The organism is Acinetobacter baylyi DSM 14961 = CIP 107474 (genome assembly GCF_000368685.1).
GTDB classification, from domain to species: Bacteria; Pseudomonadota; Gammaproteobacteria; order Pseudomonadales; family Moraxellaceae; genus Acinetobacter; species Acinetobacter baylyi.
Genome location: NZ_KB849631.1, coordinates 21,875 through 46,319, shown reverse-complemented (window position 1 = coordinate 46,319; position 24,445 = coordinate 21,875). Strand labels below are relative to the sequence as shown.

Sequence of the window (24,445 nt, the reverse complement as noted above, 5' to 3'; positions counted from 1 at the left end):
ATGTATTTCAATAAAATTAAAAATGAATAAAGCTGATGTTAAATAATATTCATAGTGTTTTTGAACAATTAGGTTTTGGGGCACTGAAACGTGCTATTCACGTGCAATTTAGCAATCCATTACTCAATACCCAGATTTTTTTACAGCGTATAGATGGCAAACATACCTTAAATGAAGGTCTAGAGGTCGAACTAACCTGTTTGTCAATCAATGCGCATATCGCTTTGAAGCAATTCATTGGGTGTCAGGTTGCCATTGATCAAGTCACGGATACGGGTCAGTTAGCGCGAACATCGGGGATTATTACACGTGCAACGCAGGGACAAAGTGATGGCGCTCTAACCCTTTATACGCTTAACATACAAGATTCAACAGCATTATGGCATAAGCGCCGTAATAGCCGTGTGTTTATGAATAAAAGCGTCGCTGAGATTAGCGAGATTCTGTTTAAAGAATGGCAAAATAGAAGTAGTTTATTTGCAGCGAGTTTAACGCTTGATTTAAGCGGACTTGCTCAAAATTATGATATCCGTCCATTTACGATGCAAATCAATGAAACAGATTATGAGTTTTTAACCCGTCTATGGCGAAGTGAAGGGATTAACTGGCTTGTTGATGAAAAAAATACTGTCGTTACACACCCATTACAACCAATCGCACCACAAAAATTACGCTTGATTGATGACAATCAACAATTTTTAGCACTAAGTCGTGGCCTGATTCGTTTTCATCGGAGTCATGCGACAGAACACTTTGATAGTATGACTCATCTGGTCGCCCATCGACAATTGCAGTCTACAGCAGCATATGTACAACGCTGGCAGGCAGATGGACTTCTACAAGATGAAGGTAGTGGTTCTGTGTTAAGTGCACATCAGCATAGTGATCAGCAAAGTAACGAAAGTTTAAGTTTGGAACAAGCATGGTCTATCGGTTCTGCCTGGACGACTGACTTGACTGGTGCGGATCAGGCAACAGCTTCAAGTTCACAGCAAATTGAAAAACTCAATCAGAATTTAACTGCTTATCAGGAAAGGCAAGCCAAATATTTTATAGCTCAAACCACAGTACGAGATGCTCAGGTTGGATATTGGTTTGAACTACAGGGACATCCAGAAATCGATCAGCACGACCTTGCGGATCGACAATTTCTGATTTATGAAAAACGATTCTTCAACCAAAATAATTTACCTAAAGATATTCAGCAGCAATTTGAATATCTCCTCATGCATTCAGCATTGAAAACATCGAATCAGCAAGAACGACAAGGAAATGAGCTGACTTTGATACGTCGACAGGTCAAGGTTGTTCCAGAATATCAACCATTAATGCACCGTCCTGTTGTTTATCCACAGCGTGCACGCGTCGTTGGTCCAGAAAATGAAGAAATTTATGTCGATGAATGGGGACGTATTAAAGTTCGTTTTCTGTTTACTCGAACAGAAGATCATGCCCATGATGGTGGTGCAGGTTCTAATGATAATGACACCGATTCGGCTTGGGTTGACGTACTGACACCTTGGGCTGGAGAAGGCTATGGCGCCAGATTTCTACCACGTGTAGGAGAACTGGTGGTCATTGATTTCTTTGATGGTCATGTTGATCGACCTTTTGCAACAGGACGTATCCATGAAGCACAGCGTTCGCCCACCAAATTTGATATTCGTGGACAACTCCCAGCCACACGAAATTTGAGTGGGATTCGTTCACAAGAGATTGCGGGCTCTGGATTTAACCAGCTTCGCTTTGATGATACTACAGGTCAAATTAGTACCCAGTTGCAGAGCAGTCATGGTGCAAGTCAATTAAATTTGGGTAACCTGAGTCATCCAAAAAATGAAGAAACCAGTCAGGGACGCGGTGAAGGCTTTGAGCTGAGAACAGATCATTATGGTGCAGTCCGTGCTGGTAAGGGAATGCTCATTAGTACCTACGCACAAGAACAAGCAATTGCCGATCATTTGGAAGCTGCTCAGGCACAATCGTTGTTGGCTCAGAGTCATGAAAACATGAAAACGCTCAGTGATATCGCCCTCAAACAGCAAACTGATGCACTGAATGTGATAGATCGATTGCCTAAGTTTATTCAGTCGCTCGAATTAAAATCAACTGAACAGGCTTTAGATCGTACTGTCAATTTATTTAAAGACAATTTAAATAAAGATCCAATCAATGCTTTAAAGGACTGTGGCAGTTTTATCGAAGATATAGGACGCTTGGGAGGAAATACAAAGGGAGTTGTTGAAGAATTCGATACTTTCTTTACCCAAAATAAAGATGCGTTAGAAAACCTGAAAGCATTTATTGAAAATGTTGAAGAACATGGAACCGATGTTGTCAAAGGTCGGCTCGCAAGTGTAAAGGATGATATTCAACAGAATCCATTTGCAAGTCTTCAGGACATAGGAAAAGTTTTAGCAAATGTCGATATTAAAGATTTTGACCTGATGAGTAATTGCGGAACATTTAGTAAAGGTAGCAAGCTTGAAGTTACTCCTTCTAAGGCTTTGAGTTCTTTACAAGGTTTTATGGAAGGATATACCCAAGGTTTGGAAAGTAGTTCTGATGCAAAGCAACAAGAGCAGGGCAAAATTTTTAGACAGGCTCTTATGTTGCTGGCATCACCAAACGGTATTGCGTTAACCACACCTGAGAATATTATTTTGCAAGCCTCTCAGGATATTGCTGAGAGTGCCAGTGGCTCAATTAATTTGAGCGCACAGAAGAATATTATTGGGCATGCACAAGATAAAGTGAGTTTGTTTGCTGCACAAAAGGGACTGAGTGCTTATGCAGCAAAAGGCGCAGTTAAAATACAAGCGCAAGATGATTTAGTCGATATTATTGCCAAAAAAGTGATTAAGCTGATTTCTACCGAAGATAAGATCGAACTGACCAGTACTAAAGAAATTGATATCAAAGCTGGGGGTAGTCAGCTCATTGTAAATGGTAACGGTGTTTTTATTAAGACAGGCGGTAAGTTTGAAGTTAGATCAGGACAGCATGTGTTTACAAGTGGTGAAAAAGTTTCATATGAAGTACCTGAGTTGCCAAATACTTCAATTTTTAGTAACCGTTTAGATATTTATGATTTGTTCTGGGCGAGTGATTTTAGTCAACTCAGTTATAAAGCTTTTGTTCCAGAAACAAGCTCATTTACTTCTGGATCAATAGATGAACATGGACGCACAGGGAAAATCAGTACTTCAGATCCAACAAAAGTTCAGGTACTTGTTGGCTCTAATGATGAATGGGGGTTAGTCATTGACGGTTTCGATGAGGATGATTTCATGACCGATCAAAATGTGAATGATTCAGAGTCAGATAATAATATAGAAGTAAGGGATTTGAAGTGAATAAAAAATCACTAGTTACGATACAACTCTTAGATTTATTTGGTAGTCCAATCTCAAAAGCACAATATGAAGTAAAAAATCAGAGGACTGGGCAAGTTATTGCTGCTGGATTTACGAATTCGTCTGGATGTATCGTTGAGATTAGTCGAGATAAAGGTACGGCTTTAGATGTTTATATCAAAAGTATGTTTAATGGCTTGATGATCAAGATACAAAGTTTTGTAATGTTTAAAGATCGCATGCTCGTAAAAATTACCAGTCCAAAAGTAATGTTGGATTTAAAAACATTAACAAATCAAGGTGATAATGGACAATATAAAAGAAAAACGCATGTTGTAAAAAAGGGTGAAACTTTATTTGAAATAGCTCAAAAAAATCATACTACTGTTCGAGCATTAGAGCGTTTGAATAAAATAGATGACCCTAATAAGATTAGTATTGGGCAAGTGATTAAGTTGCCAGTGAATATTCCTGCGACAGGAAATAATTCACATCAAGAAAAAGCGAAACAGACCACTCAGCAGAGAACACAACCTTCGGCTAGCAGCACTAAAACAAAAGCACCACAGACTCCGCCTACAAGGCCATCGAGTATAACACCTCAGAAAAAGCAGGAAGAAGGAATTTTTGGAGCAAATTTTGGCAGTAAAATCCTCGACCAAGTGAATGAGCTTTATGAAGAAGGTAAAAAAACGCTGAATGAAGCTACAAACGCTGCTTCCAAAATATTGACGGTTGATGATCGCAGTCAGGATGGTGGGACACCTAAAGCAGATGCTCCAAATTTATGTAAAACTAATCCGCAATGTATTTCAAGTGGTAAGAGTGAGCTTATTCGAGAAGTAAATATTCGTTTAGCAGGCTTCGGTGGAGCTTTACCTACGGATGAGTTTACCGAACTGACTGCAAATTGTATTAAGCAATTCCAACGGGATTATATGGGGGTACCAGAGACGGGGAAAATTTGTGGTTCAGTATTGGTAGCGTTGGATAAATTTTATGAAGAATACCCTATTGCAGGTTTTATGGGGAAAGCTGCTTGTAATTGTGGCAAATGTTCGGGCTTTGGTAATGGTAATATGGGGGTTCCATCTGGTTCAAATAAAGCAAATGAATATCCAGGATTACACCGAAGTCTAATCTGGATATTAAAGGCTATAAATTTTTATTTAAAAAATGAATTTAAGGAAAAGAAAATCGAAGTAGCTTATATAGAGTCTGGTTATAGATGTATTGAAAATAATAAAAAACATGGAAGAGCAACAGTAAATCATATGGGTTTAGCTCTGGATATTCATTTTAATAAGAATGGACGTAGGACTCGTGAAGTCAATGATATGGAATTTATTCGTAAACAAATTATGGTTAAAAAAATGGGAGCATCTGAAAGTAGAGAGGTTGATAAAATTTATTTAGAACCAAAAGTTTTTAATAGTGGGACTTCAGGAGCAACTACATGGGTACATTTTGATGTTACTAAATTCTCAGCTATATATTTTAGTGGAAATATTTTTCAAAAAACAATAGTTGAATTAAATGGCGTTAAAATGTTTACTCTAGTAAACAGCTTGAAAGTTCCTAGGATTTTAAGTTGTGGAGGGGGGGGCTCAACACAAAAACCACATGATACTATAGTGGGGGGTGAACTAGTACTAAGTAATGATGATATTATAGATATTATGAAAGTAACTGAGACTGAGGTGATAAAGTTTAAAACAGAGAAATATTTTACTGATCAAGCTGCTGGTGTTGTAGATACTATTATGAATAGAGTCAAGTCTGGTGTATGGGGGGATAGTATCAGAAGTGTAGTTAATGCTGATAGACAGTTTTCTAAAATTACAGGTCCTAAAAGTTTAGACCCTTATGGTAGTGTTGAAAAAATGCCAATATCGCATGTAAGTACAAGGATTAGGAATTTTGTTAATAGCTATCTTATAGAAAGAGCAAATGGTAAACTTTCCATTATTGGAGAAAATCTAAACTATGCAAATAAATATTATTCAGATGCAAAAAATAGAAAGGCATGGGTAGATAAATTTCATGATGAAGCGGTCAAGAAAGGTATGATACTTGGCAATGGAACAGCTATACATGCTCATGGCACTACGACTGAATTAAGAAATAAAATGCCAAAACCTTTTAAAATAGTTCTCCCTAAAAACTTCAAAGGAATTTAATATGTTTAGTAGATATGTGGTTGGTACAGGATTAGTATTATTAGTATTTGGTTCAACAATATCAGCATGTGCGGATAGTTCATCAGTAGATTGTAATAAAAATAATGTTTATGAAAGTATACAATGTATAGAAAAGGAAAATAAAAAATTAATTATTAAACTTGATAATGAAAAAAATAGAGAAAAAAATGATTATAATAAATGGGTGAAGAAAATAAAAAATAATTGTGAAGGAAAAATAAGTCATATAGCTGGGGAAGGTGCAGGTCTAGTTAGAAATCAATGTTATAGAGATGAGTATTTATCTAGATTATCATTTTTAACAACTGGAAAAACTTCGAAAGAAGAAAATATTCATGGTTTAGTGGTAACACATTTACCTTACAATTCAGTTGATCATTTTAAATGTCTTTTAAAGAAAGATATAAATAGTTGTTCTAAAGTTAATTTGGTGAGCTCATCTAATTTGATAAAATTCTATCCATCTATTTCTCCAAATTATGGGGATGGTATTGTTCTTCCAGAAACAGAAAGTGGTAAACAAATCATTATTTCTCCATTTGAAGATAATGAGGATGAGGGTCCACAACTTGCGATTTTAATCATTAATGCTTTTGGTGTAGAAGAAAAGAAATTTATCCCAGCAACTAAAAATGTATTAATCGATAAGAATTATAATTTAACTTATATGGAAGGTAATAAAGAAAAGCGAATACAGTTGAAATAATAGTTGTATTCATATTTTGATAAGTGATTGAAATCAATCCGAACTTAAAAAAGTTCGGATTTTTTACAAATATAAAAACTAAGGAGAAATGTTTACATAGGCACTGATTTAGTTGATATTGCATAATGGGGCGGGATTAACTATGTCTAAAAAATATTATCAATTGGTATTATTTTGATCAAGTTAAGGCTGAGCAAAATGTGAAAATTTAAGTTGATAACTTATAAATGTGATATCTCTAAAAATGCTTTTGGTGCAGATAAAGATGACATTTTATTGGAAAATCAAGACAAGCGAATTTTCGCTTATTCTAGTGCTAAAGAATGTAATGACATGCTGGAAATACGAAATTCTAATGGATCATAAAATTTATATTAAAATTAATAAGTTAGGTGGTTTTCTTGGAGGGATTAGTATAATGATTTATTTCAAATTTTAGTTATAAGATGTTATTTCTTACATACAGGAGAAATTGAAACCATCAACTTCTCCTTAATTTTTCTAACCCTCCAAAATACCCTCCAACACCTCTTCACTCGGTGCAAAATAATATGCACCATCCAGTGGTGTCACAAAATGCAGCAGTCGGTCATGAATACCATCGCCACTGGTTCCAAACATACGCTCTAGCATTTGATCAATTCTGCCCAGATCTTTGGTATAGGCAATAAAAAATAAACCTTGATCGCCTTTTCCATCACCATAAGGCAAGCTGTGACGTAAAATTTCTAACTCTTCACCTTTCTCATCTTCCACCACTGTTCGTGCAACATGTGCATTATCTGGTTTTACATCGTCATGAAGTTCAATGGATTCCAGTTTGGTGCGTCCCATCACCTGTTCTTGAGCATCAACTTTGAGTTTTTTCCACTTTTCCAGATCATGTGCATAACGCTGTGCGAAAACAAAGCTTCCATCTCTAAAAACTGCATGATCTTCGCCTAGTAGTGCGGTTTCTGCCCGATCGTCTGGAAACTGCGGATTTTCAGTGCCATCTATAAAGCCAGTGATATCGCGACCATCAAAATAACGAAAGCACACTCGCTCATCGAGAACGTTAACTTGATCCTGAATCCCTTCAAAAAAAGCCTGACTTAAAGCAAAACAGATATCTGCTCGAGCACTGGCAATGTGGATGAGTACATCAGCGGGCACCGCGGGCATAGTAAAAGCCCCTTGAATCGATTCGAGTGTTTTAAAACCTTCAGGGCTTTGCTCATGAAGCTGTTTCCACAATGCTGCACCAAATGCCACACCCGTTTTGATCTGTGCATTGGGATGCTGTGTGATTAAGCGATCTCGCGTTGAAAACAAGGCCTGCAATTGCTTTTTTAAGCCATCTGGAGACAAGGTGCCCAAGCGCAAAACAATAAAACGTGCATGATCTGAGGGTAGGGGAAGAATAACCGATTGTGCAGTCACCAGTGGCTCCTAAATTATTATTTACATTCAGTATTTCGCTATTGTGCCGTATCTTTTGAGTGCATTAAATACCCAGCAAGGATATTTTTATCGATGACAACAATCGGATCAATTAGAATCGAATCAATGTAACAGGGTATAATCAATTTTTTCCTTTATTTTTGGGTTATGTCGTTTCAGATTTGGATAGGATTTATGTTGGCGTGCTGGGTGATTAGTCTATCTCCTGGCGCAGGCGCTATTGCCTCAATGTCGAGTGGTTTAAATTATGGCTTTTGCCGTGGTTATTGGAATGCACTCGGTTTGCAATTGGCACTTTTGGTTCAGATTGGTATTGTTGCCGCAGGCGTAGGAATGCTATTTACCACTACACCATGGGCATTTTTGCTGGTGAAATGGTTTGGTATTGGTTATTTGTTGTATTTGGCTTATTTACAGTGGACGGCTCCTGCTCAGCCCATTCAGATTCAATCTGAGCAACATGAAATCTCACGTCAACGCCTTATAATTAAAGGCTTTATTGTGAATATTAGTAATCCGAAAGCGATGGTGTTCTTGTTGGCGGTGTTGCCACAATTTATTGACTTAACCCGCCCACAAGCACCGCAATACGCGATTATGGCGGTTACCATGATATTGATTGATCTGATAGTTATGGCAGGTTATACAGGGCTGGCTGCCAAGGTAATGCGACTGCTGCGCTCACCGCGACAACAAAAATATCTGAATCGGAGTTTTGCTGTTATGTTTAGTGGCGCTGCCTTCCTATTAAGTCTTGTACATCAGGCTCAATAATTCTAAATAGAATGAGTCTGACGTTTGGCTTTGATTTTCTGAAATAAAAAAATTCCGCCAAACAGTATCGACATGCAAAGCACAATACTCAGACCTGTGGCGATGTTTAAACCAGCACTGGACCAAAGCCCTACACTCACCCCCAGTTGAGCAAAGACAAAAGCCCAGATCACCATTTGTTTAGGTGAATGTGCTACCAGTCGTGCGGTAAGGGCTGGAATCACCAGCAAAGCGCCCATGAGTAAGGAGCCAACCGCACGAAGAGCCAATACTGTAAACAGTGCGAGTAGTAACATAAAAATGAGACGCTGCCATTTGGCATTCACACCTTCACTAATGGCGATATCTGGGTCAATCGCAATTTGAATCTGGGGTTGCCAATAGCGGTATAATATTGTCAGTGCAAATCCGATGACGACAATAAAGATTGGAAGCTCATCCCAATTGATAGTCAGTAAGTCCCCAAATAAATAGCTGAGCAATTCAGGTCTTAAACTCGGTAAGTATTGAATAAATAGTAAGCCAGAACAGAGTAGGGTAGCCGAACATAAGGCCAGAAGTGCATCATTGGGTAAGCGTGGATCATGTAAGACCCATAAAATTCCGACCAGTAATAAAGCCAACAGGGTCACACCAAACCATAACGGCAAACTCAATGCACCTGCAACCGCGACACCGAGTAATGTACCGTGCGCCATGGTATCTGCAAAAAAAGACATCCTGCGCCACAGCATGAGACAGCCCAGAGGAGCCGTTAGAAAAACCAGCAGACTGCCCATCGTCCATGCGGGGAGAAGGAGTTGTAACCATTCGGTCATACTTAGGCTTCCGGTTCTGGGTGAATATGAGGATGATCGATATGATTACATTGTTCAACATGGTCACCGTGTGCACAATGATCATGATGATGCTGATAAGGAACGCGCTGACCACCAAAAATAGCAAGATATTCTGGATGCTGTTGGACACTTTCGGGTAGACCACTACAACAAATATGCTTGTTTAGACACACTACACGTTGTGTCCCTTGCATCACCCATTGCAGATCGTGAGATACCATCAAAATGGCACAACCATAACGTTCAGGCAGGCTGCGTACATATTCATAAAGTTCAGCTTCAGACTGGATATCCAGACCTTGCATGGGTTCATCCAACACTAAAATATCTGGCTGGCGTAGTAACGCACGTGCCAACAATACACGTTGTCGCTCTCCACCTGAAAGTTGCTGAACCTTGGCGGTCTGTAGTTTGGAGATACCAGTATCTTGAATAATTTCTTCACGTAGCGTGGCACTGCATTTTTCCAGATCAAGCAAGTCACAAACCCGTAAAGGTAAACTGTGTGATGGATTAAACTTTTGAGGAACATACGCCATTTTAAGTTTTTTCTTGGCGATGACTTTGCCTTTGTTTGGGAAGATAATACCCAGCAAAATTTTAATCAGTGTCGATTTTCCTGCACCGTTAGGACCAATTAAGGTCACAATTTCATTTTGATGTAATGAAAAGTCGATATTTTTTAAAATATCACGCTCGTCGCGATGAACATAAATATTTTCAAGGCGGATGAGTTCGGGCGCTATCGGACTTATTTGCACTGCTGACATTTTCCAGAAATTTCAATAATCGTATGTTGCGCAATAAACTGGTCAGACTTGGCAAGCTGGTTCAACTGATTCATCAAACCTTCAGATGAGGCTTCCTTGACGACATGGCATTCTGTACAAATTAAAAATGCGGCTTGGTGTCCTTCACGTGGATGACAGCAAGGAATATAGGCATTAATAGAAGTTAATCTATGTATTAGACCTTTTTCTAATAAGAAGTCTAATGTGCGATATACAGTTGGTGGTGCAGCTGGGCGGTCAGTATCACTTTTAATCTTGGCGAGCAAATCATAAGCACCCACTGGACCTGACGCATTGAGGATTAAACCGAGAACCTCTTTACGTAAAGGTGTTAAACGTGCGCCTGTTGCAGCACATAAGCTCTCTGCTTCAGCGAGACGAGCAGCCACATTGTGATGGTCATGCACACCATGTAATGCATTGTGATGTTCGTGTGAACAGGAGCTCATAAGACAACCTCAGATTTTTACCAAATATTAACATGAACTCATAGATGTTTCGATTAGGCGTAGGTGTTTTTACGAATTTGTTATAATATAACACAAGTCAAAATTAAGATTTGTGGTTTGTCATGTTGCGATTTGCGCTAATGTGTTTTGTTACTTTGGTAAGTGCGGTAAGTTGGGCTCAAGGACCACTTGTGGTTTCAACGCATCCTTTATATTTGATCGCCAAAGAAGTCACACAGGGGGTAGAAGAACCCCAACTATTGTTAGGTAATCAAAGTGGACACGATATTCAACTGACTCCAGCACATCGTAAAGCCATTCAGGATGCATCATTGGTGGTCTGGTTGGGTAAAACTCATGAAGCGCCTTTAGCTAAGCTGCTTGATAACAACCCGAAAGCGATTTCTATCATCAATTCTCAAATTGTAACGGGACTTCCACAACGAACTACACGTGGTGTACCTATTCCAAATACAGTCGACACACATGTGTGGCTCGATCCAAATAATGCTATTCGTATTGGATTCTTTATAGCAGCTTTGCGTTCACAACAAATGCCAGAAAATCAAACCAAATACTGGAATAACGCGCGTAAATTTGCGCGTGAAATGCTACAAGCTGCCCAACCCTATAATACAACAGCCAGTCCAAAACCTTACTGGTCATATCATGATGCCTATCAATATCTAGAGCGTGCCCTTAATTTGAAATTTGCAGGTGCCATGACAGATGATCCGCATGTTGCACCCACTGTGGCTCAGATCAAGTATTTAAATGATAATCGTCCAAGTGAACGTATGTGTCTGATGGCAGAAGCACATGCCAGTAAAAATCAATATCAAAAGCTAAACCCAATTGTGTTTGAAGCAGTAGACGAAAGTCTGACAGGTGAAAGTGACTTTATCGTCGCTTGGCAAAAATTAGCCAGTCAAACCGTGAAATGTGTGCAAAGCGCAAGCAAATAACTTGGTTATTGTGAATCGGTTAACACTCTAGGTCGGGCAAGTAATCTTAGAAAAAAACATGACTTAGGTCGGGAAATGATTGCATGTTTAGGGGGGGGGCTCTATAATGCCTGCGATTAAAAACGATCAACAGCGAAACTTGTCAAGCATTCATGCTGTGAGTGGATAAACAATGAGCCGACCTAGTCGCTTGATTGACCGACGATTAGCGAAAGCAATAGTCTTCTTACAAGCATTAATGATCCCTGTTTCTGCCTTGGTTGCATGGGGAATAAAAGATTCTACTGCCGCACTCAGTGCTGCACTAGGAGCTTTAGTTTGCTGGATTGCATACTGTTATTTCTCTTGGCAATCATTCCGAACATCGGGGGCGAGAGCATCTAGACAAGTTCTCTCAAACATGTATCGAGGCATGTTGGGGAAGTTTGCAGTCGTGATCGTTGGATTTATTTTAATTTTAAGCAACGTCAAACCGTTATCACCGGTGGCATTGTTTTGTGGTTTTATTCTCGTTCAAACCATGTCGTGGGTCGCTCCGTTTTGGGTGTCACGTCTACAAAAACGAGTTTAGACACATCAAAAGTTGAAAAATTTTTTGAGTGTGACGAGATATCAGGCAGCACGCGATATTCGTCCTGCTCTTTTTAGTAATTGACATTGACCAGGTGTGATTTATGGCTGCTGAAGAACATGCCCTTACTTCGACAGAGTATATCAAGCATCACTTGACCAATTTGACCTATGGCAAAATGCCGGACGGAACTTGGAAATTGGCTGAGAATGCAAAAGAAGCTCAAGAAATGGGGTTTTCTGCTATTCACTTGGACTCGATGGGTTGGTCAATCGGACTTGGTATCATTTTTTGTTTGGTTTTTTGGTGTGCTGCAAAAGCTGCAAAAGCGGATGTTCCATCAAAATTCCAATCGGCAATCGAAATGATTATCGAGTTTGTTGATTCCAGCGTTCGCGATACCTTTCATGGTAAATCACGTCTTATTGCACCTCTTGCTTTGACCATTTTTGTGTGGATTTTCCTCATGAACTTGATGGACCTTATCCCTGTGGATTGGGTGCCGATGCTGGCTCAAATTGTTGGTGCGCACGTGTTTGGCATGGATCCTCACCATGTGTATTTCAAAATCGTTCCGTCTACAGATCCGAACATTACCTTAGGTATGTCATTGTCTGTATTCGTACTGATTCTGTTTTACAGCATTCGTGAGAAAGGCATTGGTGGATTCGTTGGTGAATTGGCGCTCAACCCATTTAACCCAAGTAACCCAGTTGCAAAAGCGTTATTGATTCCTGTGAACTTGATTCTGGAATTGGTAACTTTCCTTGCACGACCAATTTCATTGGCGCTACGACTTTTCGGTAACATGTATGCGGGCGAGTTAATCTTTATCTTGATCGCACTTTTACCGTTTTGGATTCAATGGGCGTTGTCTGTGCCTTGGGCAATCTTCCACATTCTCGTCATCACGTTGCAGGCATTTATCTTTATGATGCTGACCATCGTGTACTTGAGCATGGCAAGCGAAAAGCATTAATGGTTTTTGCCTGACTATCAAAGGGATGGTTGGGCACATTTTTTAGTTTAATTTGGTAATAACCTAACCTCTGAGGAATTTTTCATGGAACTCACTTTAGGTCTAGTTGCAATTGCATCTGCTATCTTGATCGCTTTCGGTGCTTTAGGTACTGCGATTGGTTTTGGTCTTTTAGGTGGTCGCTTTCTAGAAGCTGTTGCACGTCAACCTGAACTTGCTCCGCAACTTCAAACTCGTATGTTTTTAATCGCAGGTCTTCTTGATGCTGTGCCTATGATCGGTGTCGGTATTGGCTTGTTCTTCATCTTCGCTAATCCGTTTGTAGGTTAATCATCTTAATTCCGAAATCCACCATTTTGAGGAATTGCTATGAATATTAACCTCACATTGATTGGTCAGGCGATTGCATTTGCGATTTTTGTCGCATTCTGCATGAAATTCGTTTGGCCACCACTAATCAATGCGATTAGTGAGCGTCAGCGCAAAATCGCTGATGGCTTAAATGCTGCCGAAAAAGCAAAAGCTGATTTAGCTGATGCTCAGGCGCAAGTTAAGCAAGAGCTTGATGCTGCGAAAGCACAAGCGGCTCAATTGATCGAACAAGCGAACCGTCGTGCGGCACAATTGATTGAAGAGGCGCGCACCCAGGCAACTGCTGAAGGTGAACGTATTCGTCAACAATCTAAAGAGACTGTTGATCAAGAAATTAATGCTGCTCGTGAAGAATTACGTCAACAAGTGGCTGCTTTGGCCGTTGATGGTGCAGAGAAAATTCTGAACCAGCAAGTTGATCAACAAGCTCATGCTGCCATGCTTGAACAGCTGGCTGCTAAACTTTAAGCGAGGGAAGTATGGCTGAACTCTTGACGTTGGCACGCCCGTACGCTAAAGCAGCTTTTGCTTACGCTTCTGAGCAGGGTGCGACAGATAACTGGTCCACAGCATTACAAGTGCTCAGTGCAGCGGTGCAAGATGAAGCATTTTCCGCTTATTTGAATCGTCCTGAACTTACTCCTTCGGAGCAGGTTGAGCTTTTCGCTAAAATTTTAGGTGAAGATCAGTCACAAGCAGTGTCAAACTTTTTGACGCTTCTTGCTGATAATGATCGTTTGATTCTTTTGCCAGAAATCGCAGAAGAATACGAAGAGCTTAAATCACAGAATAACAATGTGGTTGATGTCGTGATTGAATCGGCATTTCCATTGTCTGCTGAACAAGAACAACTGTTAAAGACTGCTCTCGAAAAGCGTTATAACAGCTCTGTGACGATTTCAGTAGAAGTCAAGCCTGCATTGATTGCAGGTGTTGTTATTCGTGCAGGCGATCAAGTGATAGATGATTCTGCGCTGAACAAGCTTGAAAAAATGCGGACTCGTCTTCTTGCATAATGCATTAAAGAAGACTGAACTTTAAAAAGATTGAGGAATAGCGCAATGCAACAACTGAATCCATCCGAGATCAGTGCGCTCATTAAACAGCGTATCGGCGATCTGGACACCAGCGCGACCGCGAAGAATGAAGGTACCATTGTTATGGTATCTGACGGTATCGTGCGCATTCACGGTCTTGCTGATGCAATGTACGGTGAAATGATCGAATTCGACGGCGGCTTATTTGGTATGGCACTGAACCTAGAACAGGATTCAGTGGGTGCCGTTGTTTTAGGTAACTACCTAAGCCTTCAAGAAGGTCAAAAAGCGCGTTGTACAGGTCGTGTACTTGAAGTACCAGTGGGTCCTGAACTACTTGGCCGTGTGGTCGATGCTTTGGGTAACCCGATTGATGGTAAAGGCCCTATTGATGCAAAACTTACTGATGCTGTTGAAAAAGTAGCACCAGGTGTAATTTGGCGTCAGTCAGTCGACGAACCTGTTCAAACTGGTTATAAATCAGTGGATACCATGATCCCTGTAGGTCGTGGTCAGCGTGAGTTGATCATTGGTGACCGCCAAACTGGTAAAACAGCAATGGCGATCGATGCGATCATCGCTCAGAAACACTCTGGCATTAAATGCGTATATGTTGCAATTGGTCAAAAACAATCGACCATCGCAAACGTGGTACGTAAGCTTGAAGAAACTGGCGCTATGGCGTATACCACTGTTGTCGCGGCTGCGGCGGCTGATCCTGCTGCAATGCAGTATCTTGCTCCGTATTCTGGCTGTACTATGGGTGAATACTTCCGTGACCGCGGTGAAGATGCGTTGATCATTTATGATGATTTGTCTAAACAAGCTGTTGCTTACCGTCAAATCTCATTGCTTCTACGTCGTCCACCAGGTCGTGAAGCATATCCAGGTGACGTATTCTATCTTCACTCACGTCTTCTTGAGCGTGCTTCGCGCGTTTCAGCAGATTATGTTGAGAAATTCACGAATGGCGCAGTAACAGGTCAAACTGGTTCTTTGACTGCATTGCCAATCATTGAAACTCAAGCGGGTGACGTATCTGCATTCGTACCAACCAACGTAATTTCGATTACTGATGGTCAGATCTTCCTTGAAACATCATTGTTCAACGCGGGTATTCGTCCTGCTGTGAACGCGGGTATTTCGGTATCGCGTGTTGGTGGTTCAGCTCAAACCAAGATCATCAAGAAGTTGTCTGGTGGTATCCGTACCGCTCTTGCGCAATACCGTGAATTGGCTGCGTTTGCTCAGTTTGCTTCTGACCTTGACGAAGCAACACGTAAACAGCTTGAACATGGTCAACGTGTAACTGAGTTAATGAAGCAAAAGCAATATGCTCCTTACTCAATTGCTGACCAAGCTGTTTCTGTTTATGCATCTAATGAAGGCTATATGGCTGACGTAGAAGTGAAGAAAATCGTAGACTTTGATGCTGCGCTAATTTCTTACTTCCGTTCTGAATATGCGCCTTTAATGAAACAGATCGATGAAACTGGTGATTACAACAAAGACATCGAAGCAGCAATCAAATCAGGTATTGAGAGCTTCAAAGCGACTCAAACTTACTAAGTTTATCTTTAGTTAAGTTTGGTTCACGGATCAACCTTCGAAGGCTCGAAAGAGCTTTCGACTACTAGGTTAAGCGTATGGCAAATTTAAAAGAAATTCGCGCCAAAGTAGCCAGTATCAAGAGCACGCAAAAGATTACTCGCGCGATGCAAATGGTGGCTGCTTCTAAAATGCGTCGTGCGCAAGAGCGCATGGCTCAAGGCCGTCCGTATGCCGATAATATGCGCCGTGTAATTGCTCACTTGGTCCAAGCAAACCCTGAATACAAACACCGTTATATGGTTGATCGCCCAGTAAAGCGTGTTGGCTATATCGTGGTGTCTTCAGATCGTGGTTTGGCAGGTGGTTTGAACATTAACTTGTTCAAGAAAGTTGTGCAGCATGTCAAAGCACAACGTGAGCAGTCAATTGAAGTTGAATTTGCTTTGATTGGTCAAAAAGCGGTTTCGTTTTTTAAGAATTACGGCGGTAAAGTGCTTGGTGCAACGACCCAGCTTGGCGATGCGCCAAGTCTTGAACAGTTGACAGGCTCTGTGCAAGTTATGCTAGATGCCTTTGATAAAGGCGAGTTGGATCGTATCTACCTCGTATCAAATGGCTTCGTCAATGCAATGACGCAGCAGCCTAAAGTAGAACAACTTGTTCCTTTAGCACCAGCAGCAGAAGGCGATGATCTCAACCGTACTTATGGTTGGGACTATATCTACGAACCAGAAGCAGAACAATTGTTAAATGGTTTGTTGGTTCGCTATATCGAGTCGATGGTTTATCAAGGTGTGATTGAAAACGTTGCATGTGAGCAGTCAGCTCGTATGGTCGCAATGAAAGCAGCGACAGACAACGCAGGACAATTGATTAAAGACCTACAACTCATTTACAACAAGCTGCGTCAAGCCGCGATTACTCAGGAAATTTCCGAGATCGTTGGCGGTGCCGCTGCCGTTTAACATTATTAAGTTTGAATTGAGGAGACAGCAATGAGTAGCGGTCGTATCATTCAGATCATCGGCGCGGTTATCGACGTCGAGTTTGAGCGCAATAGCGTTCCTAAGATCTATGACGCTCTCCAAGTTGACGGTACTGAAACTACATTAGAAGTTCAGCAACAGCTTGGCGATGGTGTTGTTCGTACCATCGCAATGGGTTCTACAGAAGGTCTTAAACGTGGTCTTAATGTAACCAGTACAAATGCACCGATTTCTGTTCCAGTTGGCCCAGCGACGCTTGGCCGTATCATGGACGTTTTAGGTCGCCCGATTGATGAAGCAGGTCCTGTAGCGACTGAAGAGCGTTTGCCAATTCACCGTCAAGCCCCTTCTTATGCTGAACAAGCAGCTTCGACTGACCTTTTAGAAACTGGTATTAAAGTCATCGACTTACTTTGCCCGTTCGCGAAAGGTGGTAAAGTTGGTCTGTTCGGTGGTGCTGGTGTTGGTAAAACCGTTAACATGATGGAGTTGATCAACAACATCGCGAAAGCTCACTCAGGTTTATCTGTGTTTGCTGGTGTTGGTGAGCGTACTCGTGAAGGTAACGACTTCTATCACGAAATGAAAGATTCTAACGTTCTTGACAAAGTAGCCATGGTCTACGGTCAGATGAACGAGCCACCAGGTAACCGTTTACGCGTAGCGTTGACTGGTTTGACCATGGCTGAATACTTCCGTGATCAAAAAGACGAAAACGGTAAAGGTCGTGACGTATTATTATTCGTCGACAACATCTACCGTTACACACTTGCAGGTACTGAAGTATCAGCATTGTTAGGCCGTATGCCATCTGCAGTAGGTTACCAACCGACACTTGCAGAAGAAATGGGTGTTCTTCAAGAGCGTATTACGTCGACTAAATCTGGTTCGATCACATCGATCCAGGCAGTATACGTACCTGCCGATGACTTAACAGATCCATCGCCTGCAACCACGTTTGCTCACTTAGATGCAACAGTGGTATTGAGCCGTGACATCGCATCTTCTGGTATTTATCCAGCGATCGATCCACTTGACTCAACTTCACGTCAGCTAGATCCATTGGTTGTTGGTCAAGAGCATTATGAAATTGCACGTTCTGTACAGAACGTATTGCAACGTTATAAAGAGCTTAAAGACATCATCGCGATTTTGGGTATGGATGAATTGGCAGAAGAAGATAAGTTGGTTGTTTACCGTGCGCGTAAAATCCAACGCTTCTTCTCTCAACCGTTCCACGTTGCTGAAGTATTTACGGGTGCGCCTGGTAAATTAGTACCGCTTAAAGAAACGATTCGTGGCTTTAAAGGTCTTTTAGCTGGTGAATACGATCACATCCCAGAACAAGCGTTCTACATGGTGGGTGGTATTGACGAAGTAATTGCTAAAGCTGAGAAACTTTAATTAGCAACTCTAATTTAGGAGGTTCTCATGGCGACGATGCAATGTGATGTCGTAAGTGTGAAAGAGTCAATTTACTCTGGACAAGTTACGATGTTGATCGCGAAAGGTGCAGGTGGTGAGTTGGGTATTTTACCTGGACACGCGCCACTGGTAACCTTGCTCCAACCAGGACCGATCCGCGTTCAGTTGGAAAATGGTACAGAAGAAATCGTGTATGTATCAGGCGGTGTGTTAGAAGTTCAGCCTCATGTTGTGACTGTGCTTGCAGATACTGCAATCCGTGCAGACAATTTGGATGAAGCTGCAATTTTAGAAGCACGTAAAAATGCTGAACAATTGCTTGCAAACCAAAAGAGTGATTTGGACTCAGCTGCTGCTTTGGCATCTCTATCAGAGATCTCAGGTCAGCTCGAAACGATCCGCAAAATCAAAAATCGCGCGCTTTAAGCCAAGATTTAAGATTGAAAAAGCCACCGTCAGGTGGCTTTTTTTTGTATAAAATAAAATATGTAGAAAGTATTTATTTTTTGTAATTTTAATGTAAATTAACTTTGCTTAATTTATCCAATAACACATTAGAGAGATTTATAATGACAATCAAACAAAGTCTACCCTTGGTTATTTCTTGCTTATTTGTGGGATGCGCATCGGTTCCTCAAGCCGACTCTATAAATGCTCAAAAAGCCAAACAATTAGCGCCTCCAAGCGATGGTAATGCTGCAATTTATGTTTATCGTTCAAATAGTGTGGTCGGTGCGGCATTGAAGAAAGATGTCTGGTTAGATGGTAAATGTCTCGGCGAAACGGCACGCGGTACGTTTTTTTATAAAGAAGTATTAGCAGGCAATCATACCTTATCTACGGAATCTGAGTTTTCTCCAAATCATTTGGTCGTGAACGCAGAAAGTGGAAAACAGTATTTTGTTCAGCAATACATTAAACCAGGTGTTTTTGTGGGTGGTGCTAACTTAAAGTTGGTAGATGATGCTCAAGGTAAAAAAGCGATTGGTGAATATACATTAGCTCAAGATGGAAATTGTAGTAAACCTACTGTTTCACTTTCTCAGTAAATTAGATTTTGATTTTGGGTCATGATGATTCCAAAAAATTAAAATGATTAACAAGCCATTCTTTTGAATGGCTTTTTTATGCTATAAACAATTAAAAAGGACAGTATGTTTTGAGCAAAAATGAATCTGATTGAAATTGAACCCCACTTTTGGGAGTTGTATCAAAACGGAACAGAATATTATTTGAGTTTGGCTGTAGATTTAAGCTCTGTGGTTTCCTGTTGGGATATTGTTTTGACTCAGCCTGAAATTATAGATTATCAAACCATAGGGCGTGACAGCATTGTAATTCTTGCCAATCAATATGTTGCACAGCTTTATCGAGGAGATGCAACCCGACTTGAGCAGCAGGCTGCCAGTGATTCACAAAAATTGGCCATGTTGACAGCCTTTAAGACTTGGCAAGCACAGCAAGATTCATCAATTTAGGGAACATGTTGAATGATCAATTTTGCAGAAGTATCAGGTATTACAATTGAAAATTTAGGGGAACACGGTTTAAAGGCACTACGAATTTCGAATACATTTTGTGATGCCTTGATCGCTTTACAAGGTGCACAAATTCTAGAGTTTAATGTCAAGTATCAGTCTTATACACAAGCATTACTCTGGCTTTCCGAACTCAATTCATATCAGCCCGCAAAAGCCATACGCGGTGGCATACCGTTGTGTTTTCCTTGGTTTGGTGGACATGCAGAAGAAAAATCATACCCTTCACATGGTTTTGCTAGAAATCTGGAGTGGGCACTGGTCGATGTGGTTGATATACAAGAATCAGGTCATCAACTTATATTTGAATTGACAGACAATGCTCTCACCAGAGCATATTGGGATGTCGCTTTTCGTTTACAGATGCAAATCGAATGTGGTACACAGCTTAGGCTGAGTTTGTCTTTAGTCAATCTCGATGAAAAACAGATTCACTATGGATTTGCCTGGCACAGTTATTTTCCTGTCAAAATTGATGAGGCAGCAGTGTATGGTTTGCAAGGCAAAGCGTTTATCGATCAACTGGATCAACATCGGCACAAGATACAACATGAAGAAGCCATTCATTTCTCTGAAGAAATCGACCGGATTTATCCATTGACCCAAGGTTCCTTCCAGTTAAGAGCAAACCATAGGACGACGCTATTGATCAACAGTCATGCTCAGAGTGCTGTGATCTGGAATCCTTGGATTGAGAAAACCGCACGTTTAGCTGACTTAAAACCTGAAAGCTGGCGAGAATTTGTATGTGTTGAATCTGGGCAGATTGCTTCACAGCAGCAGTATCTCGAAGCGGGTCAGTCGGTTGAATATACTTTGGAAATCTCAGCAGTTTAATGGGCTCAAATTAAGTGCCTATGACGACGTGCTTGATTTTTCTGACGAAGGGTTGAGCAGCATAGCAGCCAGTTTCAATATATCGGCATGTAAATTGCTAAGTTGCTTTTGCAGAGCAACGATGTCTTCTTTTTTCAGATTCAGTTGATGCTGCAATACATCACTGTCCAAGATTTGTTGATTGGTTGCAATGAGTTTTTGACGCAGATTTTCAATCTCTGGACTCTTAAGCTTAAGCTCATGTAATCCATTATTAAAAGTAGTGAGCTGCGTTTTAAATGTTTCAACGGTTTGTTGAAGTGTGTCTGTATCTCGTTGTGCTAAAGCATTTTCAAGTTGTGTTTGGGTCTGTTGTAGCTTTTGTATATCTTCACCTACTTTTAACTGTAGATCAGCTATGTCCCGGATCACATAAAACCAGTTGCTTTGTGGTGTTTTAGATTCAGCACTTGATGCCGATGCCAACACATCATCAGATTGCTCACGGCCTTCTGTCTGATTTTTCTCAGATGAATCAAGGTCTGGTGCTTGTTCACAACCCGCCAAAAATATTGCGCTGCTATATAGCAATAAAATAAGTCCAGTACGAGATATAAAAGGCAACATAGTGATTCTTTTCAGGCATAAATAGGATGAAAATGGAATATTTATTTAGAATATAAATATATGACTATCATGAAGACGATAAATTAAAGCATGATGAGATTGAAGCAATATGAAGTTCATGTTGTAAAAATATTGCTGTAGACCAGACATAAAACATGTGCATGATAGATCATGCACATGTTTAAAATATCTTATTTGGCAAGTTCCGCATTAATTGCATCGACCAAACGTGGGTCATCAGCAGTAATGTCTGGAGCAAAACGCGCAACGACTTCCCCATTTTTATTGATTAGAAATTTTTCGAAGTTCCATAAAACTTCTGGTTTTGGGTTAGGTGTCAAACCATAATCGACCAGATCTTTCCACCAAGGGCCTTCGCCAATACGTTCTGGCTGTGCTTCAATGAGTGTTTGATAAAGCGGGTGTTTATCTTCACCTGCCACCGAAATTTTGCCAAATAGCGGAAAATGCACATCATAAGTCAAAGAGCAAAATTGCTGGATTTCATCATTTGAGCCTGGCTCTTGTTCTAAAAAGTTATTGGCTGGGAATCCTAAAATTTCCAAACCTTGTTGTTGTTTATCCTGATAAAGTTTTTCCAGACCTTCATACTGGGGTGTCAAACCACATTTTGAAGCAACATTGACAATAAGAAGCACCTTGCCTCGATAGGTGTCTAATGACGTGTCTTGACCAGAGATGGTCTGTACAGGAATATGATAAATAGATTGGCTCATGAGCGATCCTTCGTGTTAAGTGGAGTGTAATTAAAAAAATTATTTTTCATCAAGTGAAGGCTTTTGTCTCGATTGGACACAGGCCTAAATCCTGGCTATGTATAACATATTCTCAAATTATCAGGACTACAGTATTTAGCTGTCTTTGAGTTGTAACGGCGTTTGTCCTGTATATCGTTTAAAAAATTCAATAAAGCTAGAGCTATGCTGATAGCCCAGTTCCAGTGCAATTCTTTTAATTGAAAGTCCCTGCCTGATCTGTGCAATCGCGTGCACGATTTTGGCACGATTGCGCCATTCCGAAAGTGTCATATTCAACTCTTGTTGGCCGAGTCGTAGTGCATGACGTTCACTGATATCAGATTTTGCCAATATCTGCTGTAGGCTCAGATGAAAAAGCGTGGCATTGGATAAATCAAGCAGAACAGGTTTTAACACAGCATGTAAAGTGTAGGGAAGGTAGTGGTCATAACATCTGGCCTGCTGCATCTGATCAAAAAGCACTTGTAGCAGATGATGATAAGTGACCTGGTCAGTTCGGCTGGATTGATCAAGTAGTTCCTTAACCAGTGCATGAAAAAAAGGACGAATTTCTAAAGTTTTGGGATTAGCGCTAAAAAGCTGACATAACTTGGGATGTAGACGGATACAAACAAAATGAGTGACCTGATCTATGCTGACACAGTAATGGCTGGTCTTGGGAGGAAGCCATAATCCATAATTGGGTGGTGCCAGATAAGTCGAATCATCAACCTGAATCTGTAAAATGCCGTTTAGACTAAAATTAAAATCTCCCCATAATGAAGAATGTGGCTGAACGCGATCATGAGGATGGAAAAAGAACTCATGAAGCTCAATTAACCGAGTCAGATCATCAGTTGGCATATTCATCTTTATGGGAGAGATCATGGTCATATTGGATACGAGGATAAATTATGATTCACAAGTAAGCTTAGGATTATTTAAACCTTTTGCCAGCGTAAAAACACTAATCAACGCCAGTATAATAAAATTCAGCACACCGTAAATTAAAATGTTTTCATTGAAATGATCGACGATATAGCCCCCGAGCAATGAGCCTGTCGCAATCATGACTTGAAACAGTCCTACAAATAATGGCATTCCTTTTTCAACAGCCTGAGGTGCATGTACAAACATCCAGATATTGGCCGATGTTGGGAAGGCTCCGAAGGCAAACCCCCATAAAGCGGTGAGTACAATAGCACCTGCCTCGTGAACAGCAAAGACTGGAAAGCTAAAGAAGACCACTGCAAAACACAAGCCGACAAATGCCAGTGTATAACGAATATTGAAATTACCACTATAACCTGCGAATGCGTTTCCAAAGATACCTGCAATACCATACAGCAATAACAGACTGCTAATGGTCGTACCATTAAATCCGGCCACATTTTTGAAAAAAGGTGCCAGATAACTATACGCACAAAAATGTGCCAGCCCGATCAATAAAATAATCAGCATGCCACTTCGTGCTTTGGGTACACGTAACAGCGCAGGTAAATCGTGTAATCGAATTGAGGATTCTGGAATCAGTTTTGGCAAATAGCGAAGCTGTAGCAGAAACACCACAAACCCAATGATAGCCGTAATACCAAAGGCACTGCGCCATCCATAGAACTCACTTAACCATGTACCTATTGGTACACCAAGTACCGTTGCGAAAGTGACACCAGCCATCACAACTGCTGTGGCTTTGGCGATAGGTAAATGTACAGGTGCAAGCTTGCCACTTAAAGCAATCGCCGTTGCCCAGAAGCCACCAATTGAAATACCCAAGATCATGCGACTAATCAGTAGAAGAGTAAAATCACTGGCAAAAGCAGTAATCGCATTGGCAATGACCATCACGGCGGTTAAAAACAATAAGACATAGCGGCGATCAAGTTGTTTAAAGGCGACAGGAAGCAGAGGAGCGGCAAGTGCGGCCATTACACCTGGCAAGGTAATAATCAGGCCTGCTGTTCCTACAGAGATTTTCAGATCATTGGCGACATCATTCAGTACACCAATAGGTAAGAATTCACTGGTGACCAGTGCAAATGCAGCAATTGAAACGGCAAGAATGGCAAACCAGCTGCCTTGACTGGGGCGAACGGGCTGAGCCTCAGAAAGATTCATTGTTTCCATGATTCTAATCCTGATAAAGAGAGATGACGAATAGATGAGAGCGTGTTTTAATTTAATAATGATCACTATGAAAATAAAAATAGTTGAACATTTAAACTGCGTCAAGTAATTTAATAGTGATTGTTATAAAAATA

At 40.7% G+C, this 24,445-nt stretch carries 25 protein-coding genes and 1 pseudogene; 18 read left to right on the top strand and 8 right to left on the bottom strand.

The window, feature by feature from the left end; all coding sequences use genetic code 11:
• The first annotated feature begins 35 nt into the window (after positions 1-35).
• The 4 genes and pseudogenes from F952_RS15890 to F952_RS17240 all read left to right on the top strand — a co-directional run.
• The gene (locus F952_RS15890; RefSeq protein WP_004930581.1) at positions 36-3,356 is read left to right on the top strand and encodes a type VI secretion system Vgr family protein; all 3,321 of its coding nucleotides are present in this window, start codon (positions 36-38) and stop codon (positions 3,354-3,356) included.
• Complete coding sequence (locus F952_RS15885) at positions 3,353-5,536, top strand: M23 family metallopeptidase (RefSeq protein WP_004930578.1); 2,184 nt, start codon at positions 3,353-3,355, stop codon at positions 5,534-5,536. The genes F952_RS15890 and F952_RS15885 overlap by 4 nt, the downstream gene beginning before the upstream one ends.
• Before the next feature lies 1 nt (position 5,537).
• The gene (locus F952_RS15880) at positions 5,538-6,263 is read left to right on the top strand and encodes a hypothetical protein (protein ID WP_004930577.1); all 726 of its coding nucleotides are present in this window, start codon (positions 5,538-5,540) and stop codon (positions 6,261-6,263) included.
• Between the two features lie 152 nt (positions 6,264-6,415).
• A pseudogene (locus F952_RS17240) lies at positions 6,416-6,629 on the top strand (hypothetical protein); the annotation flags it as partial.
• Between the two features lie 135 nt (positions 6,630-6,764).
• Here the strand turns inward: F952_RS17240 and F952_RS15870 are convergent.
• Positions 6,765-7,685 (bottom strand): Dyp-type peroxidase, encoded by a 921-nt coding sequence (locus F952_RS15870; protein ID WP_004930573.1) that lies wholly within the window; start codon positions 7,683-7,685, stop codon positions 6,765-6,767.
• Between the two features lie 168 nt (positions 7,686-7,853).
• On the opposite strand from F952_RS15870, the gene F952_RS15865 reads away from it, so the two are divergent.
• Positions 7,854-8,480 (top strand): LysE family transporter, encoded by a 627-nt coding sequence (locus F952_RS15865; RefSeq protein WP_011181986.1) that lies wholly within the window; start codon positions 7,854-7,856, stop codon positions 8,478-8,480.
• Between the two features lie 2 nt (positions 8,481-8,482).
• On the opposite strand, the gene znuB is transcribed toward F952_RS15865, so the two are convergent.
• From znuB to F952_RS15850, 3 genes are read right to left on the bottom strand one after another with little or no spacing between them, the layout of a single operon-like run.
• A complete protein-coding gene (gene znuB / locus F952_RS15860; protein ID WP_004930565.1) occupies positions 8,483-9,298 on the bottom strand; it encodes a zinc ABC transporter permease subunit ZnuB in 816 nt (271 codons plus the stop codon).
• 2 nt (positions 9,299-9,300) lie between these two features.
• A complete protein-coding gene (gene znuC, locus F952_RS15855; RefSeq protein WP_004930564.1) occupies positions 9,301-10,089 on the bottom strand; it encodes a zinc ABC transporter ATP-binding protein ZnuC in 789 nt (262 codons plus the stop codon).
• A complete protein-coding gene (locus tag F952_RS15850) occupies positions 10,071-10,559 on the bottom strand; it encodes a transcriptional repressor (RefSeq protein ID WP_004930563.1) in 489 nt (162 codons plus the stop codon). Before F952_RS15850 ends, znuC begins: the two co-directional genes overlap by 19 nt.
• Before the next feature lie 122 nt (positions 10,560-10,681).
• On the opposite strand from F952_RS15850, the gene F952_RS15845 reads away from it, so the two are divergent.
• The 13 genes from F952_RS15845 (at position 10,682) to F952_RS15785 (ending at position 20,820) form a co-directional block, all read left to right on the top strand.
• Positions 10,682-11,524: a metal ABC transporter solute-binding protein, Zn/Mn family gene (locus tag F952_RS15845; protein WP_004930561.1), complete on the top strand. Its 843-nt coding sequence runs from the start codon at positions 10,682-10,684 to the stop codon at positions 11,522-11,524.
• A 172-nt stretch (positions 11,525-11,696) separates the two neighbouring features.
• Complete coding sequence (locus F952_RS15840; RefSeq protein WP_004930556.1) at positions 11,697-12,095, top strand: ATP synthase subunit I; 399 nt, start codon at positions 11,697-11,699, stop codon at positions 12,093-12,095.
• Positions 12,096-12,198: 103 nt separating this feature from the next.
• A complete protein-coding gene (gene atpB / locus F952_RS15835) occupies positions 12,199-13,074 on the top strand; it encodes a F0F1 ATP synthase subunit A (protein WP_004930554.1) in 876 nt (291 codons plus the stop codon).
• Between the two features lie 84 nt (positions 13,075-13,158).
• A complete protein-coding gene (gene atpE / locus F952_RS15830) occupies positions 13,159-13,404 on the top strand; it encodes a F0F1 ATP synthase subunit C (RefSeq protein WP_000424060.1) in 246 nt (81 codons plus the stop codon).
• Between the two features lie 39 nt (positions 13,405-13,443).
• Positions 13,444-13,914 carry a F0F1 ATP synthase subunit B gene (locus F952_RS15825; RefSeq protein WP_004930551.1) on the top strand — a complete coding sequence of 157 codons (471 nt, stop codon included), beginning with the start codon at positions 13,444-13,446 and terminating at the stop codon, positions 13,912-13,914.
• A gap of 11 nt (positions 13,915-13,925) precedes the next feature.
• Positions 13,926-14,462, top strand: coding sequence for a F0F1 ATP synthase subunit delta (locus tag F952_RS15820; protein WP_004930544.1), 537 nt, complete (start codon positions 13,926-13,928; stop codon positions 14,460-14,462).
• Between the two features lie 45 nt (positions 14,463-14,507).
• Positions 14,508-16,052 (top strand): F0F1 ATP synthase subunit alpha, encoded by a 1,545-nt coding sequence (atpA, locus tag F952_RS15815; RefSeq protein ID WP_004930540.1) that lies wholly within the window; start codon positions 14,508-14,510, stop codon positions 16,050-16,052.
• A 77-nt stretch (positions 16,053-16,129) separates the two neighbouring features.
• Positions 16,130-16,999 (top strand): F0F1 ATP synthase subunit gamma, encoded by an 870-nt coding sequence (gene atpG / locus F952_RS15810; protein ID WP_004930538.1) that lies wholly within the window; start codon positions 16,130-16,132, stop codon positions 16,997-16,999.
• A 30-nt stretch (positions 17,000-17,029) separates the two neighbouring features.
• Positions 17,030-18,424, top strand: a complete 1,395-nt coding sequence (gene atpD, locus F952_RS15805; protein ID WP_004930535.1) for a F0F1 ATP synthase subunit beta — start codon at positions 17,030-17,032, stop codon at positions 18,422-18,424.
• Between the two features lie 27 nt (positions 18,425-18,451).
• The gene (locus tag F952_RS15800; protein ID WP_004930533.1) at positions 18,452-18,871 is read left to right on the top strand and encodes a F0F1 ATP synthase subunit epsilon; all 420 of its coding nucleotides are present in this window, start codon (positions 18,452-18,454) and stop codon (positions 18,869-18,871) included.
• A 143-nt stretch (positions 18,872-19,014) separates the two neighbouring features.
• Positions 19,015-19,494: a DUF2846 domain-containing protein gene (locus F952_RS15795; protein ID WP_004930531.1), complete on the top strand. Its 480-nt coding sequence runs from the start codon at positions 19,015-19,017 to the stop codon at positions 19,492-19,494.
• Between the two features lie 120 nt (positions 19,495-19,614).
• Positions 19,615-19,923, top strand: a complete 309-nt coding sequence (locus F952_RS15790) for a hypothetical protein (RefSeq protein ID WP_004930529.1) — start codon at positions 19,615-19,617, stop codon at positions 19,921-19,923.
• 12 nt (positions 19,924-19,935) lie between these two features.
• Positions 19,936-20,820, top strand: a complete 885-nt coding sequence (locus F952_RS15785; protein WP_004930522.1) for a D-hexose-6-phosphate mutarotase — start codon at positions 19,936-19,938, stop codon at positions 20,818-20,820.
• A gap of 18 nt (positions 20,821-20,838) precedes the next feature.
• Here the strand turns inward: F952_RS15785 and F952_RS15780 are convergent, their stop codons facing one another.
• The 4 genes from F952_RS15780 to F952_RS15765 form a co-directional block, all read right to left on the bottom strand.
• Positions 20,839-21,426, bottom strand: coding sequence for a hypothetical protein (locus F952_RS15780; RefSeq protein WP_004930518.1), 588 nt, complete (start codon positions 21,424-21,426; stop codon positions 20,839-20,841).
• Between the two features lie 191 nt (positions 21,427-21,617).
• Positions 21,618-22,163 (bottom strand): glutathione peroxidase, encoded by a 546-nt coding sequence (locus F952_RS15775; protein ID WP_004930515.1) that lies wholly within the window; start codon positions 22,161-22,163, stop codon positions 21,618-21,620.
• A 135-nt stretch (positions 22,164-22,298) separates the two neighbouring features.
• Positions 22,299-23,078 (bottom strand): helix-turn-helix transcriptional regulator, encoded by a 780-nt coding sequence (locus F952_RS15770; RefSeq protein ID WP_004930511.1) that lies wholly within the window; start codon positions 23,076-23,078, stop codon positions 22,299-22,301.
• An 18-nt stretch (positions 23,079-23,096) separates the two neighbouring features.
• Complete coding sequence (locus F952_RS15765) at positions 23,097-24,311, bottom strand: MFS transporter (RefSeq protein WP_004930508.1); 1,215 nt, start codon at positions 24,309-24,311, stop codon at positions 23,097-23,099.
• Positions 24,312-24,445: the final 134 nt, after the last annotated feature.

What these genes read in the sequence shown, in the direction of transcription:
- atpG (WP_004930538.1), top strand. Translation starts at nt 16,130, where the DNA reads ATGGCAAATTTAAAAGAAATTCGCGCCAAAGTAGCCAGTATCAAGAGC.
- F952_RS15840 (WP_004930556.1), top strand. Translation starts at nt 11,697, where the DNA reads ATGAGCCGACCTAGTCGCTTGATTGACCGACGATTAGCGAAAGCAATA.
- atpD (WP_004930535.1), top strand. Translation starts at nt 17,030, where the DNA reads ATGAGTAGCGGTCGTATCATTCAGATCATCGGCGCGGTTATCGACGTC.
- F952_RS15795 (WP_004930531.1), top strand. Translation starts at nt 19,015, where the DNA reads ATGACAATCAAACAAAGTCTACCCTTGGTTATTTCTTGCTTATTTGTG.
- F952_RS15790 (WP_004930529.1), top strand. Translation starts at nt 19,615, where the DNA reads ATGAATCTGATTGAAATTGAACCCCACTTTTGGGAGTTGTATCAAAAC.
- F952_RS15800 (WP_004930533.1), top strand. Translation starts at nt 18,452, where the DNA reads ATGGCGACGATGCAATGTGATGTCGTAAGTGTGAAAGAGTCAATTTAC.
- atpE (WP_000424060.1), top strand. Translation starts at nt 13,159, where the DNA reads ATGGAACTCACTTTAGGTCTAGTTGCAATTGCATCTGCTATCTTGATC.
- znuC (WP_004930564.1), bottom strand. Translation starts at nt 10,089, where the DNA reads ATGTCAGCAGTGCAAATAAGTCCGATAGCGCCCGAACTCATCCGCCTT.
- F952_RS15850 (WP_004930563.1), bottom strand. Translation starts at nt 10,559, where the DNA reads ATGAGCTCCTGTTCACACGAACATCACAATGCATTACATGGTGTGCAT.
- F952_RS15865 (WP_011181986.1), top strand. Translation starts at nt 7,854, where the DNA reads ATGTCGTTTCAGATTTGGATAGGATTTATGTTGGCGTGCTGGGTGATT.
- F952_RS15785 (WP_004930522.1), top strand. Translation starts at nt 19,936, where the DNA reads ATGATCAATTTTGCAGAAGTATCAGGTATTACAATTGAAAATTTAGGG.
- F952_RS15780 (WP_004930518.1), bottom strand. Translation starts at nt 21,426, where the DNA reads ATGTTGCCTTTTATATCTCGTACTGGACTTATTTTATTGCTATATAGC.
- F952_RS15890 (WP_004930581.1), top strand. Translation starts at nt 36, where the DNA reads ATGTTAAATAATATTCATAGTGTTTTTGAACAATTAGGTTTTGGGGCA.
- F952_RS15775 (WP_004930515.1), bottom strand. Translation starts at nt 22,163, where the DNA reads ATGAGCCAATCTATTTATCATATTCCTGTACAGACCATCTCTGGTCAA.
- znuB (WP_004930565.1), bottom strand. Translation starts at nt 9,298, where the DNA reads ATGACCGAATGGTTACAACTCCTTCTCCCCGCATGGACGATGGGCAGT.
- F952_RS15825 (WP_004930551.1), top strand. Translation starts at nt 13,444, where the DNA reads ATGAATATTAACCTCACATTGATTGGTCAGGCGATTGCATTTGCGATT.
- atpB (WP_004930554.1), top strand. Translation starts at nt 12,199, where the DNA reads ATGGCTGCTGAAGAACATGCCCTTACTTCGACAGAGTATATCAAGCAT.
- F952_RS15765 (WP_004930508.1), bottom strand. Translation starts at nt 24,311, where the DNA reads ATGGAAACAATGAATCTTTCTGAGGCTCAGCCCGTTCGCCCCAGTCAA.
- F952_RS15770 (WP_004930511.1), bottom strand. Translation starts at nt 23,078, where the DNA reads ATGACCATGATCTCTCCCATAAAGATGAATATGCCAACTGATGATCTG.
- F952_RS15820 (WP_004930544.1), top strand. Translation starts at nt 13,926, where the DNA reads ATGGCTGAACTCTTGACGTTGGCACGCCCGTACGCTAAAGCAGCTTTT.
- F952_RS15845 (WP_004930561.1), top strand. Translation starts at nt 10,682, where the DNA reads ATGTTGCGATTTGCGCTAATGTGTTTTGTTACTTTGGTAAGTGCGGTA.
- F952_RS15880 (WP_004930577.1), top strand. Translation starts at nt 5,538, where the DNA reads ATGTTTAGTAGATATGTGGTTGGTACAGGATTAGTATTATTAGTATTT.
- atpA (WP_004930540.1), top strand. Translation starts at nt 14,508, where the DNA reads ATGCAACAACTGAATCCATCCGAGATCAGTGCGCTCATTAAACAGCGT.